The organism is Thiorhodococcus minor, from assembly GCF_010820565.1.
In the GTDB taxonomy this organism is placed as follows: domain Bacteria; phylum Pseudomonadota; class Gammaproteobacteria; order Chromatiales; family Chromatiaceae; genus Thiorhodococcus; species Thiorhodococcus minor.
Window position 1 is genome coordinate 99,815 of record NZ_JAAIJQ010000006.1, and the last position, 16,747, is coordinate 116,561.

The 16,747-nt window shown below is 64.7% G+C and carries 13 protein-coding genes, 1 tRNA gene and 1 pseudogene; 11 read left to right on the forward strand and 4 right to left on the reverse strand.

Annotation, left to right across the window (positions count from 1 at the left end):
• Positions 1-46 precede the first annotated feature (46 nt).
• Positions 47-1,717 carry a DNA repair protein RecN gene (gene recN, locus G3446_RS03470; RefSeq protein ID WP_164451013.1) on the reverse strand — a complete coding sequence of 557 codons (1,671 nt, stop codon included), beginning with the start codon at positions 1,715-1,717 and terminating at the stop codon, positions 47-49.
• Entirely contained in the window at positions 1,711-2,610 is a 900-nt protein-coding gene (locus G3446_RS03475) for an NAD(+) kinase (RefSeq protein ID WP_164451014.1), read from the reverse strand. Before G3446_RS03475 ends, recN begins: the two co-directional genes overlap by 7 nt.
• A 501-nt stretch (positions 2,611-3,111) precedes the next feature.
• On the opposite strand from G3446_RS03475, the gene hrcA reads away from it, so the two are divergent.
• From hrcA to dapB, 5 genes are all read left to right on the forward strand, one after another.
• Complete coding sequence (gene hrcA, locus G3446_RS03480) at positions 3,112-4,185, forward strand: heat-inducible transcriptional repressor HrcA (RefSeq protein WP_342450022.1); 1,074 nt, start codon at positions 3,112-3,114, stop codon at positions 4,183-4,185.
• An 88-nt stretch (positions 4,186-4,273) separates the two neighbouring features.
• Entirely contained in the window at positions 4,274-4,930 is a 657-nt protein-coding gene (grpE, locus tag G3446_RS03485; RefSeq protein ID WP_164451015.1) for a nucleotide exchange factor GrpE, read from the forward strand.
• A gap of 89 nt (positions 4,931-5,019) precedes the next feature.
• Entirely contained in the window at positions 5,020-6,975 is a 1,956-nt protein-coding gene (gene dnaK, locus G3446_RS03490) for a molecular chaperone DnaK (RefSeq protein ID WP_164451016.1), read from the forward strand.
• A gap of 141 nt (positions 6,976-7,116) precedes the next feature.
• Positions 7,117-8,253, forward strand: a complete 1,137-nt coding sequence (gene dnaJ, locus G3446_RS03495; RefSeq protein WP_164451017.1) for a molecular chaperone DnaJ — start codon at positions 7,117-7,119, stop codon at positions 8,251-8,253.
• A gap of 87 nt (positions 8,254-8,340) precedes the next feature.
• Positions 8,341-9,156 carry a 4-hydroxy-tetrahydrodipicolinate reductase gene (gene dapB, locus G3446_RS03500; RefSeq protein WP_164451018.1) on the forward strand — a complete coding sequence of 272 codons (816 nt, stop codon included), beginning with the start codon at positions 8,341-8,343 and terminating at the stop codon, positions 9,154-9,156.
• Positions 9,157-9,179: 23 nt separating this feature from the next.
• On the opposite strand, the gene G3446_RS03505 is transcribed toward dapB, so the two are convergent.
• A complete protein-coding gene (locus tag G3446_RS03505; protein WP_164451029.1) occupies positions 9,180-9,566 on the reverse strand; it encodes a DUF3775 domain-containing protein in 387 nt (128 codons plus the stop codon).
• A gap of 673 nt (positions 9,567-10,239) precedes the next feature.
• Here G3446_RS03505 and G3446_RS03510 point away from each other — a divergent pair.
• From G3446_RS03510 to G3446_RS03535, 6 genes are all read left to right on the forward strand, one after another.
• On the forward strand, positions 10,240-11,361 hold the full coding sequence (locus G3446_RS03510) for a lipocalin-like domain-containing protein (protein ID WP_164451019.1): 1,122 nt from the start codon (positions 10,240-10,242) through the stop codon (positions 11,359-11,361).
• 137 nt (positions 11,362-11,498) lie between these two features.
• Entirely contained in the window at positions 11,499-12,884 is a 1,386-nt protein-coding gene (locus G3446_RS03515) for a c-type cytochrome (protein ID WP_164451020.1), read from the forward strand.
• 102 nt (positions 12,885-12,986) lie between these two features.
• Positions 12,987-13,063 (forward strand) — tRNA-Met (locus tag G3446_RS03520).
• A gap of 612 nt (positions 13,064-13,675) precedes the next feature.
• Positions 13,676-13,807: an IS4 family transposase gene (locus tag G3446_RS29090; protein WP_164451021.1), complete on the forward strand. Its 132-nt coding sequence runs from the start codon at positions 13,676-13,678 to the stop codon at positions 13,805-13,807.
• Positions 13,808-14,053: 246 nt separating this feature from the next.
• Positions 14,054-14,830, forward strand: coding sequence for a Fic family protein (locus G3446_RS03530; protein ID WP_245232275.1), 777 nt, complete (start codon positions 14,054-14,056; stop codon positions 14,828-14,830).
• Between the two features lie 123 nt (positions 14,831-14,953).
• Positions 14,954-15,388, forward strand: coding sequence for a HupE/UreJ family protein (locus tag G3446_RS03535; protein WP_164451023.1), 435 nt, complete (start codon positions 14,954-14,956; stop codon positions 15,386-15,388).
• A 693-nt stretch (positions 15,389-16,081) separates the two neighbouring features.
• On the opposite strand, the pseudogene G3446_RS03540 reads toward G3446_RS03535, so the two are convergent.
• Positions 16,082-16,747 (reverse strand): annotated as a pseudogene (locus G3446_RS03540) (hypothetical protein); the annotation flags it as partial.

The following is a 16,747-nucleotide window of genomic DNA, read 5'->3' on the forward strand; positions in this document are numbered from 1 at the left end:
ACCTCTCGAGGCGGTGCCTGCCGGCAGGATGCCGAATTCCTCGCCATCATCCGCTCGCCCAGCCTAGCATCTCGCTCGCGTGGTCACGTGTGCGCGCGGTGATCTCGGTGCCGCCGAGCATGCGGGCGATCTCGTCGACGCGGGTCGCCTCGTCGAGCGGCTCGATACGGGTATGGGTTTCTCCGCCGACCGCCTCTTTGCGCACGCGCAATTGCTGATGCGCCTGGGCCGCGACCTGCGGCAGGTGGGTGACGCATAGCACCTGGCGCGCGTCGCCGAGCCGCCGCAGCAGACGGCCGACGATCTCGGCGACGCCGCCGCCGATCCCGACGTCGACCTCGTCGAACACCAATGTTGGCACAGTGCCGCACTCGGCCGTCGCAACCTGGATCGCAAGGCTGATACGCGAGAGCTCGCCGCCAGAGGCGACCTTGGCTAGCGGCTGCATCGGCTGTCCCGGGTTGGCGCTGACGAGGAGCTCGACACGCTCCAGTCCAGCCGCGCCGACGCGCTCCTCGGCGAGTGCCTCGAGCTCGATGCTGAGCCGCCCGCCGGCCATCCCGAGCTGCTGCATGGCTTCGGAAACGGTCTCGGCGAGCCGCTCGGCCGCGGCGCAGCGCTCCGCGCTGAGCTTGCGGGCATGCTCCATGAAGGTCTTCCAGGCCGCGTCGCGACGCTGGCGCAGGTCGCCGAGCGTGACCCCCGCCTGCTCCAGGCGCTCCAGCTCGGTCTGACGCTCCGCCAGCAGCTCCGGGAGCTGGGCGGGAAAGACGCGGTGCTTGCGCGCCAGGTCGTGGACCTGCGCCAGGCGGCTCTCGACCTCTTGAAGCGCGGCGGGATCCAAGTCCAGCCCGTCGAGATAGTGACGCAGCCCGGCGGCCGCCTCGCCGACATGGATGCTGGCCGTCTCGAGCAGATCACGGCTTTCGCCGAGCCCGGGGTCGATGGTGGCCAGCTCGGTGATCTCGGTGGTCGCGAGCCCGAGCTGGTCGGCGATGGCGGGCTCGCCCTCGGAGAGCAGCTGGAGGATGCCGCCCGCGGTCTCCTGCAGCCGGCCGAGGTGGCTGAGCCGGCGCTGCTCCTGGTCGAGCTGCTCGATGTCCTCGCCCGACATGCCGAGTGCGCCGAGCTCCTCGACTTGAAAGCGCAGCAGCTCCAGGCGATCGGCGCGGTCCTGGCTCGCCGCCTCCAGCTCCGCGAGCTGGTGATCCAGGTCGCGATAGGCGCGAAATGCGCTCGCCGTCGCCGTGGCCCTGTCGGCATGGCCGCCATAGGCATCCAGGAGGTCGCGCTGGGCGTTCGCCCGCAGGAGCGATTGATGCGCGTGCTGTCCGTGGATGTCGATCAAGAGGTCGCCGAGCGCGCGCAGCTGCGCGCCGGAGACGGCGCTCCCGTTGATGAAGGCGCGGGAGCGCCCCGCGCGCACGATGCGTCGGCGGATGATGCACAGACCGTCATCGTCCAGACCCTGCTCGATGAGCCAGGCGCTGGCGGCTGGCGCCGCGCCGAGGTCGACCTCGCAGAGGATCTCGGCCCGCTCGGAGCCCGCGCGAATCATGGACACGTCGGCCTTGTCGCCGAGCACCAGACCGAGCGCGTCGATCAGGATGGACTTTCCGGCACCGGTTTCGCCTGTGAGGGCGGTCATGCCGCGGCGACAGTCCAGCTCCAGGTGACTGACGATCGCCAAATCCCTGACCTGCAAATGTGTCAGCATGGCTTGGCTCTTCTCGAATTGTGGCCGCCCCAGTGCAGCTTGGCGCGCAGGATCTCGTAGTGGTCGTGCCCCTTGGGATGCAGCAGATGGACCCGATCCGGGTGGCGCGCGACGAGCACACGCTCATTTTCCGCCAGCCGCAGGTCGGTCTGGCCGTCGCAGGTGACCTGGACGTGGCCGACGTCATGGGCGTGTATGCGAACCTCGATCTGCCGGTCGCCGGGCACCACGAGGGGGCGGTTGCTCAGATCGTGCGGGCAGATCGGCACCAGTAGGATGGCGTCCAATGCGGGGTCGACCAAGGGTCCGCCCCCAGAGAGCGCGTAGGCGGTCGAGCCGGTCGGCGTCGCGATGATGAGTCCGTCTGAGCGCTGTGCGCTGACGAAGGCGCCATCGATGTAAATCTCCAGCTCGATCATGCGCGCCGTGTTCCACTTGTGGATGGCGACGTCGTTCAATGCCGCGTGCGGCGCACCGGCGCCGTCCGGACCCATGATGCGTGCGCTCAGCATGGAGCGTGTGTCGGAGATCAGCTCGCCGGCGAGGGTCTGATCGACCGCGGATGCGATGTCTTCCGGGGAAACGTCGACGAGGAAGCCGAGACGCCCGAGATTGATACCCATGAGCGGGACGCCGAACGCCGACATGCTGCGTGCCGCGTGGAGCAGTGTGCCGTCGCCGCCGACCACGATCACCAGCTCGCAGCGCGTGCCGATCTCATCGATGGTCTGCGCCCTGGCAATGGGAGCATCTAATAGGTGTGCGCTCTCCGCATCCAGCAGGACTTGGAGGCGGTGGGCGTTCAGGTGCTGCAGCAGCTGGCGCAGGGTCGCGCGCACGCGCTCGGGGTCACCTTGCTTGGCGATGATGCCGACGGTGGAGAAGGGCGGCATGAATGCTATCTACCGTGAAACACTCGGCGTTGGGTGGCTCCCCCAATCCTTGGATCTCCGCCAGCTTGTGGCGCGGAGAGGATCGGCAGGCTGGGCGTTGGTCGATCCTAGGATCTTACCCGATACGCTGACGCTTGCTAATCCTGCCGCAGGCTCGCGAGATCGGCTCCTGTCCGGATCGGGCGGTCGATCCGGCTCGCTCGGCTGCTCGGAAACATTGCGTCGAGACTGCCGCCGCCCTTGGTATGCCCTGAGGTTGGCATGCCCTGAAGCAGCAGGCGTGGCGTCGCTGCTGGTCGAGCTGCCGCCGGCGTGGTCGAAAGACGGTCGCACGCGCCCCGAAATGCCCCAATCCCGCTCCTTCCCGCCTATTCGCGCAGAGGTCCGAGCCTTGACAGCCCCTGGTGGAATCCCTAAATTCACGTGTTAGCACTCGGTCGCGGTGAGTGCTAACCAAAGTGGGCACAACCCTCAAACCTTGCAGTAGGCGTTGTCACTATCGTGGGCACCAAGAAGAAGAGAACGGAAAGCGACTCCCTGCATGCGGGGACTTTTGTCAGCGAGCGGGCTCTGCACTTCCTGAAGGCCCTGGTCGAGCGCTATATCAAGGAAGGGCAGCCCATCGGCTCCCGCACCCTGGCGAAGGACACCGGGCTGGACCTGAGTCCGGCCACCGTCCGCAACGTGATGGCGGATCTCGAAGACATGGGGCTGATCGTCTCGCCGCACACCTCGGCGGGGCGTGTCCCGACCGCGGCGGGGTATCGGCTGTTCGTCGATTCGCTGCTGACCGTGCGGCCTCCGTCGGAGCACGACATCGATTCGCTGCGCACGCGCTTCGACGTCTGTATGGACCCGAAGTCCTTGATCGAAACGGCGTCGAATCTCTTGTCGGGGATCACCCACTTGGCGGGGGTGGTGATGATGCCACGTCACGAGCGCCACGTCTTTCGCCAGATCGAGCTGCTACCTTTGTCGGAAAAGCGCGTGCTCGCGATCCTGGTGACGAGCGAGGGAGAGGTCCACAACCGCATCGTCAATACGGATCGAACCTTTTCGGCCTCTCAGCTCGAGCAGGCCGCGAACTATCTCAACGCGATCTTCACGGGGCAGGATCTCGGTCAGATCCGCAAGCGGCTGCTGGACGATCTCAAGCAGACGCACGCCCACATGGATCAAATGATGATGCAGGCGCTCTCGATCGCGCAGGGTGTGGTCGAGACGGCAGAGTCCAGAGACGACTGCTTCATTGCAGGACAGACCAACCTGATGGAGTTCGGCGAGCTGGCGAGCATGGACCGCCTCAAGCAGCTCTTCGATGCCTTCAATAAGAAGCGCGAGATCCTGCACATCCTGGATCGTTGCATCGCGGCTGACGGCGTGCAGATCTTCATCGGCGAGGAGTCCGGCTACGACCTGCTCGACGACTGCAGTCTGGTCACCACCACCTATCGGGTCGATCAGCGCGTGGTGGGCGTTCTGGGTGTCATCGGGCCGACGCGCATGGACTATCAGCGCGTCATCCCGATCGTCGACGTCACCGGGCGGCTGCTGGCCGCCGCACTGAGGCAGTAGGTGCCGAGCGAGTTTGCAATGGTCTGACGGCCAGCCGCCGAGGCGCGGTTCTGGCGTCGGGCCAATCGAAGAGAACTGGAGGTTATCGATGAAACCGGATCCACAGAACGTGGAGCCTGCTGAGCAGGAGGCATCTTCGTCAGAAGATGCGGCCATGCGCGCTGCAGTGGATGCCTACATGGAGGCGACGACGGCGGAGAAGGACGCGAGTGCGCCCGAGGCCGAGTCGGATCCGTCGGCCGCCGAGGAGTCCGGGGAGGCGCAGGCCTCGCCGGAAGAGCTGCGTGCGGCCCTCGACGCGGCGCGCACCGAGGCGGCCGAGAATCGCGATCAGCTCCTACGGGCGCGCGCGGAGATGGAGAACCTCAGGCGCCGCCACACGGCCGAGCTGGAGAAGGCGCACAAGTTCGCACTCGACGGCTTCGTGCGCGAGCTCCTGCAGGTGCGCGACAGTCTTGAGCTGGGTCACAACGCGGCATTGGATGAGTGCGCCAACGTCGAGAAGCTGCGCGAGGGCACCGAGCTGACGCTCAAGCTGCTCGGCGATGTGATGGAAAAGTTCGGCGTGGCGGTGGTCGAGCCGCTGGAGCAGCCGTTCGATCCCGAGCTGCACCAGGCGATGTCGATGCAGCCAAGGGATGACCTGCCCGCGAACACCGTGGTGGCGGTCATCCAGAAGGGCTACACGCTCAACGGGCGCCTGGTGCGTCCGGCCCTGGTCATGGTGTCCCAGCAGGGTAGCTGAGCACCGGGTTGAAGGGGACCCGGCTTCTCCCCAACTGATTGAATAACTTGGCGTCGCTGCGCCAACAAAGCTATTTCGGAGAACACTCTATGGGAAAAATCATCGGCATCGATCTCGGCACGACGAACTCGTGCGTCGCCGTGATGGAGGGCGACAACGTCAAGGTCATCGAGAACGCGGAAGGCGATCGCACCACACCCTCGATCATCGCCTACACGGGTGAGAGTGAGGTCCTGGTCGGTCAGTCGGCCAAGCGTCAGGCGGTCACCAACCCCGCCAACACGCTCTTCGCCATCAAGCGTCTGATCGGACGCCGCTTCGAGGACAGCGTCGTCGGCAAAGACAAGGACATGGTCCCATACAAGATCGTCAAGGCGGACAACGGTGACGCCTGGGTCGAGGTGAACGGCAAGAAGATGGCCCCGCCGGAGATCTCGGCCAAGGTCCTGCAGAAGATGAAGAAGACCGCCGAGGACTATCTCGGTACCCAGGTGACCGAGGCGGTCATCACGGTCCCGGCCTACTTCAACGACTCGCAGCGCCAGGCGACCAAGGACGCTGGTCGCATCGCCGGGCTCGAGGTCAAGCGCATCATCAACGAGCCGACCGCGGCTGCGCTCGCCTACGGCATGGACAAGAAGCGTGGCGATCAGAAGATCGCCGTCTACGACCTCGGCGGCGGCACCTTCGATATCTCCATCATCGAGATCGCTGAGATCGAGGGCGAGCACCAATTCGAGGTGCTGTCGACCAATGGCGACACCTTCCTCGGCGGTGAGGACTTCGACCTGCGCATCATCGACCACCTGGTCGACAGCTTTAAAAAGGAGCAGGGCGTCGATCTGCGCAACGACCCCTTGGCGCTGCAGCGTCTCAAGGAGGCTGCGGAGAAGGCGAAGATCGAGCTGTCCTCGAGCCAGCAGACCGACGTCAACCTGCCCTACATCACGGCTGACCAGACGGGTCCCAAGCACCTCAACCTCAAGCTGACCCGCGCCAAGCTGGAGTCGCTGGTGGAGGAGCTCATCAACCGCACCATCGAGCCCTGCCGTGTGGCGCTCAAGGACGCCGGCCTCGGGGCGGGCGAGATCGACGAGGTCATCCTGGTCGGCGGTCAGACCCGCATGCCCAAGGTGCAGGCCAAGGTCGAGGAGTTCTTCGGCAAGACGCCGCGCAAGGACGTCAACCCGGATGAGGCCGTTGCCATCGGCGCCGCCATTCAGGGCGGTGTGCTCGGCGGCGAGGTCAAGGACGTGCTGCTGCTCGACGTGACCCCGCTGTCGCTGGGTATCGAGACCCTGGGCGGCGTCATGACCAAGCTGATCGAGAAGAACACCACCATTCCCACCTCGGCTCAGCAGGTCTTCTCGACCGCCGACGACAATCAGACTGCGGTGACTGTCCATGTGCTGCAGGGTGAGCGTGACCGCGCGGCGAGCAACAAGTCGCTCGGTCGCTTCGACCTGAGCGACATCCCGCCGGCGCCGCGCGGCGTGCCGCAGGTCGAGGTCAAGTTCGACATCGACGCCAACGGCATCCTGAATGTCTCCGCCAAGGACAAGGCCACGGGAAAGGAGCAGTCGATCGTCATCAAGGCGTCCTCCGGTCTGTCGGACCAGGAGATCGAGCAGATGGTCAAGGATGCCGAGGCGCACGCCGAGGACGACCGCCACTTCCAGGAGCTGGTCGGGGCCCGCAACCAAGCCGACGGCATGATCCACGCGACCCGCAAGTCGATGGAGCAGCTCGGCGAGAAGATGGAGAGCGGTGAGAAGGACTCCATCGAGTCTGCGATCAAGGAGCTGGAAGAGGCTATGAAGGGCGAGGACAAGGAGAAGATCGAGTCCCTGACCCAGAAGCTTGGCGAGATTTCTGGCAAGATGGCGGAGCGTCTCTACGCGGATACCGGCGATGCCGGGGCGGCTGGGGCCGCCGGCGCGGCGGGTGCCGCTGGTGCGGGCGATGCCCAGTCCGGCGGGGCCAATGCGAGCGCGGACGACGTCGTCGACGCCGAGTTCGAAGAGGTCAAAGACGACAAGAAGTGAGGTGATGGGCTAGCCACCGGCGTCCTGTTGCCATCAAGTGAAGCGTACTGGCGCGATTAGCGCCCGTGCGCTTTCTATTTAGGCGATCGCCTTCGTTGGGGGCCGGACAAGCTCGGTGGCTGTAGGCTGGAAGCAAAATACATGGCAAAGCGCGACTATTACGAAGTTCTGGGGGTCCAACGCAACGCTAGCGAGGGCGACATCAAGAAGGCCTTCCGGCGGCTCGCGATGAAGCATCACCCCGACCGCAACACGGGCGACGCCGACGCCGAGACCAAGTTCAAGGAAGCCAAGGAAGCCTACGACGTCCTGAGCGACGCCAAGAAGCGCTCGGCCTACGATCAGTTCGGACATGCCGGCGTGGATGCCGGTGCGGGCGGATTCGGCCCTGGAGACTTCGCGGGTGCGGGCTCCTTCTCGGACATCTTCGGCGACGTCTTCGGCGACATCTTCGGCGGTCGCGCCGGCGGTGGGCGACGCACGCAGCGCGGCGTGGACCTGCGCTACGATCTCTCGCTGACGCTGGAAGAAGCGGTCGCCGGCAAAGAGGTCAAGATCCGGATTCCGATCCAGGTCGACTGCCACCACTGCGGCGGCACAGGGGCCAAGCCGGGCACCAAGCCCAAGCAATGTCCGACCTGTGGTGGCATGGGCCAGGTGCGCATGCAGCAGGGCTTCTTCTCGATTCAACAGACCTGTCCCGAGTGCCGGGGCTCCGGAACGGTGATCGAAGAGGCCTGCAGCCACTGCCGAGGGCGCGGGCGGATCCCGGAAGAGAAGACGCTGTCGGTCAAGGTGCCCGCTGGCGTGGATACGGGCGACCGCATTCGGCTCGCCGGCGAGGGCGAGCGCGGCGAGCAAGGTGGGCCTCCCGGCGACCTCTATGTCCAAGTTCAGGTCATGGAGCATTCCATCTTCACCCGCGAGGACAGTAACCTCTACTGCCAGGTGCCGATCAGTTTCGTAACCGCGGCACTGGGCGGCGAGCTGGAGGTGCCGACGCTCGACGGCAAGGTGATGCTCAAGATTCCCGCTGGAACGCAAACGGGAAAGATGTTCCGGGTCCGCAACAAGGGTGTGAAGCCGGTGCGTGGCGGCGTGGTCGGCGATCTCATCTGTCGCGTCACCGTCGAGACCCCGGTCAACCTGACGGATCGGCAGAAGGAGCTGCTTCGCGAGTTCGAATCCAGCGTGCAGGAAGGCGGCTCACGGCACAATCCGCAGTCCCATTCCTGGCTCGATGGGGTCAAGAGCTTCTTCGAGAAGATGGGGCTTTGATGCCGAGGCGGATTTGGGAGGCCGAGCGCTCTTGGCGATCTTCGGCTGCCTTGATGCAGAGACGACAGACTTTCTAGGACTTAGCGCATGAGCGAGATACGAATTGCCGTCGCCGGTGCCGGCGGGCGCATGGGGCGCAGCTTGGTGCAGGCGGCGGCCGAGGCCGACGGCCTGCGGCTTGGCGCCGCGACCGAGCGGGCGGGGAGCTCCCTGCTCGGAGCCGATGCGGGTGAGCTTGCGGGCCTCGGGCGGCTCGGGGTCGGCCTGGTCGCTGATTTGGCGGATGTCATGGACGACTTCGATGTGCTCATCGACTTCACCAGCCCCTCGGCGACGATGGCGCACCTGGAGCTGTGCCGGGCCGCCGGCAAGCGCACGGTGATCGGCACGACTGGCCTTGACGAGGCGCAGCGCGGGGCGATCGACGCGGCCGGCGGGGAGATCGGCATCGTCTTCGCGCCCAATATGAGCGTTGGCGTGAACCTGTGCTTCAAGCTCTTGGATATCGCGGCACGCGTGCTTGGGGATGATGTGGACATTGAGATCATCGAGGCGCACCACAGGCACAAGGTGGACTCGCCCTCGGGAACGGCGCTGCGCATGGGCGAGGTCATCGCCTCGGCCCTGGATCGTGATCTCAAGGAGGTTGCGGTCTATGGTCGCGAGGGACACACGGGTGCCCGTGACCGCACCACCATCGGCTTCGAGACGATTCGCGCTGGGGACGTGGTCGGCGAGCACAGTGTCTGGTTCGCCGCCGAGGGCGAGCGCGTGGAGATTGCGCACAAGGCCTCGAGCCGGATGACCTTCGCCCGTGGGGCGGCGCGCGCCGCGGGCTGGATCGCCAAGCAAGAGAAGGGGCAGTTCGACATGCAGGACGTCCTCGGCCTCAAGAGCCTCTGACCGCCTCGTCCGCGAGGCTGCGGCTAGTCCTGGCAGGAATAGCCGTGGGCGATCAGCCCTTCCTCCAGATCATCTGCGACCATTGGATGAGCGAGTAGATAGCCGGCGGCGTTGAGCGAATAGTCGCCGATGGCGTCGTCGACGGCGGTCTCCCACTCGTCGATACTGTAGTCGCCGCGCCCGACCCACATGAGGGCGACCAGCTCGGCGCGCTGACGCTCGCTCATTTCGCCGATCGCTCGGGTCGTCTCTCGCACGCTGTAGTCCTCGCTGTGGTCGGCGAGGACTTGCAGCGCCCAGTCCTCGCTGGGGCTGGCGGGCGTATCCGGCAGCACCACCTCTTCCTTGGCCTGAAATTCCCGGGCCTTCCCGATGATGTAGCACAGGGTATCCGATTGGATATGAAGCATCATCTTCGTTTCTCTCCCCCTGTTGTGAGCCTCCTGGGGCCGCCGCGGCTCGCGGCTTTAACCAGATCGCTCCGTGCCCTGAGTCTACTACTTTCGTCCCCAGGCTTCGGGTCGGATTGCGTCACACTTTAGCCTAGATCCGGCGGTTGGACGGCCTCCAGGGTGCGTCCAGCGTGGTGTCTGGCAAGGCGCAACGCGGCGTCTTAGTGGTTCTACGACAACGCGTTGCAACGCAGCCAGGCGCCGCGCGGGGCGTGCACTGGGGGCCGTAGCGGGCTTCACCCGGCGGGTGAGCCAGCAGGAAACCCCGATCTTGAAAGTGATCAAGGTGATTTCCGGGAAACAGATTCCCCGGATGGGCAAAGCGCAGCCTGCCCATCGTCCAGGCGCCTGAGTGACCTGGGTGGGCACGCCCCACAAACGTCTTCTCCATGCGAGCCGGCGTACCAGGGGCTTTGCCCATCCGACTGGAGGCGCTGTTCTGGGTAGGATCATTTCAGGAAATCATCCAAGGCCTCGCATGAAGCGCGGAGCGGTCAACTGCCGGATCTAGGTTCAGGCCTATTTGTCCTGCCGCAGCCTCCTCGTGGCGGATCTCAGGGCGTTTGCTTAGGGTGTTTCGGCCCTATCTCTCGATAATGTGGCAATCGGTTGTGACCTGACTCGGGAGTCCATGTCTCGTCCTGCAAAGCTCTGGCTGACCGGCGTCTTGATTGTCGGCCTCATGGTGGCGCTTCTGCTCTTTGCCGGCGCGATGCGGCAAAGGCCGCAGCTGTCGTCACAGGCCATATCGCTGCGGACGCTGATCGACCCCGGGGAAGGCGAATTCGGCGTTCCCGCGCAATCTTGGCAGCTGAGTCTGCCGAAGGACCATGGTGCCCATTCGGCCTTTCAGGCGGAGCTGTGGACCTTTCTGCTCTGGCTGCGGGATGAGCGGTCGAGGCCGCTGGCGGTGCAGGTCGTCCTCGCGCGGGCCGCCTTGACTGCCCAGCCGCAGGAGCGGCAGTCCGAATGGGCCGCCAATCAGCTTTATGGCGCCGGCGTGTGGGCGCAGGGGGGCAGGGGCTCTGCTCCCGCGACCCATCAACGGCTGCAGCGCGCCGCGCTGGGCCTCGCTGGGTCGGGCACGCAGCCGACGCGAGTCTGGGTCGACGATTGGTCTTTCCAGACGATCGGGGACACCGAGGAGATGCGCCTCCAGATCAAGGAGGACGACCTGCGACTGGATGTGGCGCTCGGCTCGTTGAAGACGCCGCTCACTGAGACGGAGCTGGGGCTCTTCGCGCGCGCGCCAGACCCCGCGCGTGGCCGCGGCTATGCCATATCGCGGCTTCAGGTCGAGGGCGAGGTTTGGCTCGGAGGGTCGCTGACCAAGGTTAGCGGGACGGGCTGGCTCGATCATCTCTGGGGCAACCTGGGCACAGATGCGCTTCCGCTCGAGATCGGGCGTTTGATTGCCCAGCTCGACGACGGTCGTGAGCTGCTGTGTCTGGAGCTGAGTCGTGCGGGCGGAGGCGGCCGGCCGATCCCGAGCTGTGCCCTCGTTCTACAAGACGGGCGGGTCCAGAGCTTCCAGCGCAGGGAGATCGCGCTGGAGCGGGATGACGCGGCATGGCGGCTCGCGATCCCACTTCTTCAGCTGCAGTTGGACCTGGTGCCGCGAGAGATGCAGCCCGGCTCGGGTGCCTTGCGATCCGCCTGGGGCATGCCGATCCTGGTGTCCGGCCTGGAGGCAGGCCGTAGCGTCGAGGGCAGCGGCTGGGCCGGCCTGGGCAGTGCCGACTGGCTCAGATGAGGCTGGCCTCGAGCGCCCACATGATGGATTTCTCAATGGTGACGCGAGCTGCGGATAGACTGATGGCGGGTTTTCCTCTTCGGGTGAGGGCGGCGGCGAGCGCGCAGGGGCCTGCCTTCGCTCTTTTGGCGTGTTTGATGGCGCTGACCGGCTGCGACCAAGATGTGCAAGAGCGCAACGGCGTCTATAAGGCCGAGGTCGGGCGCGTGCCGGCCGCGCCACAGCGCCCAGGGGACCCCGAAGCGGGGCGACATGCGCTGCTGAACAAGTCCGCGGTGACCTGTGGGCTACCAGACCGCGTCTATCGTGAGACGCTGGCTGCCGCCGCGGGCGACTCCCTGCCCGATCTCGCCGGCCGGGTCGGCCGGAACGCGGAGCTGCCCTACATGCTGACGGCGGCGACCTCGGCGTCCGGTGTCGAGATCGTGACTTCGAACTGTCTCGGCTGCCACGCGACCGTGCTCGATGGCGAGGTGGTCGTGGGCCTCGGGAACGAATTCCTGGACATGACGCGCGATCCTTTGATCGGTGTCGAGGCGACGGCGTCGGTCGACATGAGCGAGGCCGAGCGCACTGAATGGCAACTCTGGGCAGACCGCATCACGGCCATCGCCGACGCCATGATGACGGACACCATCGGCGTGAATTCCGCCAACAATCTGACCTTGGCGCTGATGGCCCATCGCGATCCGCAGACCCTGGCCTGGTCTGACGAGCCGCTCATCGAGCCCCCGCCGGAGAAGCCCTTGCCCGTGAGCGTGCCGCCCCTGTGGAACGTCGGGAAGAAGAACGCCATGTTCTACAACGCGGAGGGCCGCGGCGATCATGTCCGCTACATGATGCTCGCATCGACCACCTGCACGGACTCGGTCGAAGAAGCCGCCGAGATTGATGCTTGGTTCGTCGATGTGCGCGCCTATCTCGCGACGCTGCAGCCGCCGGCCTATCCATACCCCATCGACACCGACCTCGCGCGCCGCGGCCATGGTGTCTTTCAGGAGACCTGCAAGGAGTGCCACGGAGCATATGAAGGGGAGGGGAGCTATCCGAACAAGGTCGTGGCGCTCGGAAAGGTCGAGACCGATCCGCTGCTCGCCCGTAAAGGCTTCAGTGAGGCAGACCGCTTCCTCAAGTGGTTCCAGGACTCCTTCTATGGCGAGCTGTCTCAGGCGGCGCCGGCGCTCGGCTATATGGCTCCGCCGCTCGACGGCATTTGGGCGACGGCGCCCTATCTGCACAACGCATCCATTCCGACACTGGAGGCGCTGCTCGACAGCCGCCAGCGTCCGACCTATTGGGCCTTCGATCGGGACGGCGACGAGCGCCCCGCCTATGATCAAAGCCGTGTCGGCTGGGCCTACAGGACGCTCCCGCACGGCAAGGCGGGCGCCATGAGCTGGTCCGAGCGCAATCGCATCTATGATACGACCTTGCCTGGCTACGCCAACCAGGGACACACCTTCGGAGACGCACTGAAGCCCCAAGACCGCACAGCCCTGTTAGAGTATTTGAAGAGCCTGTAGTCGCTGGCGGAAGCCAGCGGCTCGCCCTTCCGCGAATCGACACCCAATCGCAAAAACGGGGTTGCAAGAGGGCGATTTAGGCAGTAATATAATCGAATCAGTTGCGGGGTGGAGCAGTCAGGCAGCTCGTCGGGCTCATAACCCGAAGGTCGTAGGTTCAAATCCTGCCCCCGCTACCAACTTGTCCTTCGAGAAGCCCAAATCGTCCATGACCGACGGTTTGGGCTTTTTCGTTGTAATGGCGAGGATTTCCGCCAAATCCCCATAGAGATCGATTGCAGACCGGTCTTCGCCGTCAATCGGGGTCAGTACGATCTTGTCGATCAGGTTTCGCAGCCGCTCGGCAGCTTCGCCCTGATGTTCGTCACTCGTGAGTCCTGTCCGCAGGGCTCGGATCTCCTCAAAGTAGCTTGGATGCCATCTTGGGGTGGACCAGGGTTGGCGGCTCTTCGGGCTGTTGAGGATCGCGTCGATCTCCTCCAGACGCTGGGCGATCTGCTCAAGCTCCCCCGGGATTTCTTCAGCCGGAATGCCGTTCTTGATCGCTCCGATGAGCCTGGACTCTTCGGATTCGAGATTGGCGCGCTCTTTTCGAGCCTTCTCTACCGTCCTGTTGCGACTGCTGTGCAAATAGTTGAGTCGCCTGCAAGCGAGTCACCCGCAAGCGGGCTCCTACGGCGCCGTCTTCGTAGGAGCCCGCTTGCGGGCGATCCTGGGGCTTCAGAAGAAACGACAACAACAGCTTCGGTCTTTGGGCGCGTTGATAGTGCTTTCCCGAGCCTTGATCGTCGTTGGGCGGGCTCTTCAATCGTAAAGGCGATGGCTTCCCCGGCTCCAAGACCTTGTGGATCGGACTGCAGTGCGCGGCCGACTTTGTGCTCTCCTTGGAGGCACAACGATCCGTGAGTGGGATCTATGGTTAAAGATATGGCCTATACCCAGCCATTCTGGCCCTACAACACATCTCACCTGGATCAGTAAGTGCGCGAGAAAAAGGAAGAAGAAAGGCGCAAACGCGAACAGGAAAAACAGGCCAGGGGTGGTTCAAGTCAAGATGACCTCTTCGGTTGACCAGCTAGGACCAATGCTCGTGAAAGCAAATGCCTAAAGCGATGACGATACCCAAGCTGAAAGCCCTCGATGGACTCGACCGCGATCTGCGGCAGTCGTTGCTGAGCCAGATCCGCGACCTCTGGACGCATAGCTCCACCGCGCTTGAGGGCAACAGCCTCACCCTGGGCGAGACCAAGTTCGTCATCGAGGAGGGGCTGACGGTCTCCGGCAAGCCGCTGAAGGATCACCAGGAGGTGATGGGCCACGCGCGCGCTATCGAGCTCGTCTACCAGGGGCTGGGCGGGACATTCACCCAATCGCACCTGTTCGAGCTGCATCGGGCGGTGCAGTCGGAGGTCGTGGCAGACATCTACAAGCCTTATGGGGCGTGGAAGGTTGAGCCGAACGGAACCTATGCCGTCACCGAGGAGAATCGCCAGACCTTCATTGAATATGCCTCACCCGAAGACGTGCCCGCGCTGATGACCGAGTGGCTGGCCGAGCTCAAACGGCTTGCCGCCGAACACTTAAGTGAGAAGGACGCGGTCGATGCCTATACCCGGCTGCACCTTGGGTTTGTGCATGTGCACCCGTTCTGGGACGGCAACGGGCGCATGGCACGCTTGTTGAGCAACATCCCGGTGCTGCGTTCCGGCCATCTCCCGGTGGTGATCGAGGTGCGCGCCCGGAAGGAATACATCGACATCCTGGCCCAGTACGAGCTGGCAAGCGGGCAGCTCACCGCCGAGACGGGCGTTTGGCCTGTCGAGGCCCAGGAAGCGCCCTTCCGGGCATTTTGTCAGCGCTCGTATCAAGCGACACGGCACCTGGTCGAACAGGCGAGCGAACAGCAGGCCAGGCGCAACCGCAGGCACGGTGGGGATGCGGAATGACAGGCATTGCGTTCAAGCCCCTGCTGGCCCTGTTCTCCAGCGGCAGTTGCCGCGCAGGCGACAGGCACAACGACCGGCTGCTCGGCGGTATCGCATCGCGCACCCCAGCACGGATCGGCGTCATTGGATTATCAACCAGCGGCTTCGGTCACGCTCGCCCTGGCAGTGCTCGGCTGGGTCAGCGTTCCGATCCCGCCGATCGAGGCGAGCATCGCCCTGTCGATCGCCTTCGTTGCCCGCGAGGCCATATTGCCGCAGGCGAGCCGACGCCACGGCTTCTGGCTGGTCGCCGCCTTCGGACTCCTGCATGGGCTCGGCTTCGCCAGCGCCCTCGCGGAGATCGGCGTCGATCCGCGGCATCTGCTGCTGAGCCTCCTCGTGTTCAATGTCGGTGTCGAGCTGGGGCAGCTGCTCTTCATCGGCGGCGTGCTCGGAGCCATGATGGCGGCTCGGCGCATTCTGGTTATGGATAGCCGTCGGCTTAGGTCGGCAACCGCCTTCGGGCTTGGAACGCTGGGGATGGTTTGGACCTTCGAGCGTGTAACGGGCTTCCTTTAGGCGCCGACGGCCAGCGTCTCCGCACCCCTCTGCGTCGAGCGCTCTTCAGCGAGCGGACTCCGATAGGCGCGAGACGCGGATCTGGAGCAGTCCGAGTTGATCCATAACCAGAGTCGACGGAACGTCACGCATCCCAGCCTGGCCCGCGCAGAGCCGTTGCAGCACCACCTGGCTCAAGTCCGCAAGATGATCGCGACATGGCCCTGGGTAGTCCGAATCACCCCCGCCTGCTCCGCTGTGCCGCTATTGTCATTTGTCATTGCCGCCAATGTGGAAATTGGTTGAGTCGAGGCACCCGAAACGACAGCGCGCCCCCAACCGCTGCACCGCGCGCGGCCAGCTGCGCAGACAGCCGAGTCGAACCATAAGCGTAAATGCTGTCTGGCGCTTCCGGTCGCGCAGCGCTTCGAGAGGAACAAGCAGGATTAAGTGATTTCCGGGAAACAGATTCCCCGTAGGATGGGCAGTGCGGCCTGGCAAGGTCGCATGTTCTAGCGGGTGAGAGTCCCGTCTGGGTAATCGTGCGCTGCGAGCCCAGTATTGAGCCTTGCGGTGTGGCCGGTAACGGACACGTCGATGCGTAGGCACAAAAGCAGGCGAGGTGTAAAGGTAGCGGGTGGAGCCGACCTTGACGGTGTAGAGCCCCGAAATCTACTGGTTGGAGAGGGGTGCAACCTGCCGAGCGCGGGCGCATCAAGCCGCGAGCGCATGGTATGAGTCGGCATTGGCGGTCGCTTGGCCATAGCGCAGGCGCAGATCTTCGCGGATGCGAAAGGCGACGAAATCGTCCCAGAGTCCGCTCAGGGTGATGCCGCGCAAGGCGAGCATGCTTTGCGCTCCGCTGACGATCCAGCGCATGCCGGCGCGCTCCATGCGGTCCTTCACCAGACAGCGGCAGGCCCCTTCGATGACGCCGGTGGCGATCGGTAGGCCCGCGGCGAGATAGGCGTCATAGGCCATGCGATGACGATGCGTCTCGAAATAGTTGGCGATGCGCTCGAGTGTCTCGCGCTGGGCTTTGGTGAGTTTCTTGGCCTGTTGACGCAGAGACGCGATGACGCGCCCGACGCGCCCCTTGAGGATGTGCTCGAGATCGCGCCTGGCCGCCTGTTGCGCCGCCTGCTCCGTCGGATGCACTAGGTTGGCCGCCTCCCAGACGTAGCCAGCCGCGTGCAGCAGATCGAGGATCTCGGTGACGTGCTCGCCCGGAATGGTGGCACGGGCGGCCTCCCAGAAGGAGGTTTGTCCGTCGATGAGCACCACAGTGGGATGGCTCTGATCGGGATCGCGCAAGGCGTTCTGCTGCGCGAGCCAGGCAAAGATCTCCGCGTTCTGCGCCGCGGTGGTGTCCTCGGCGTC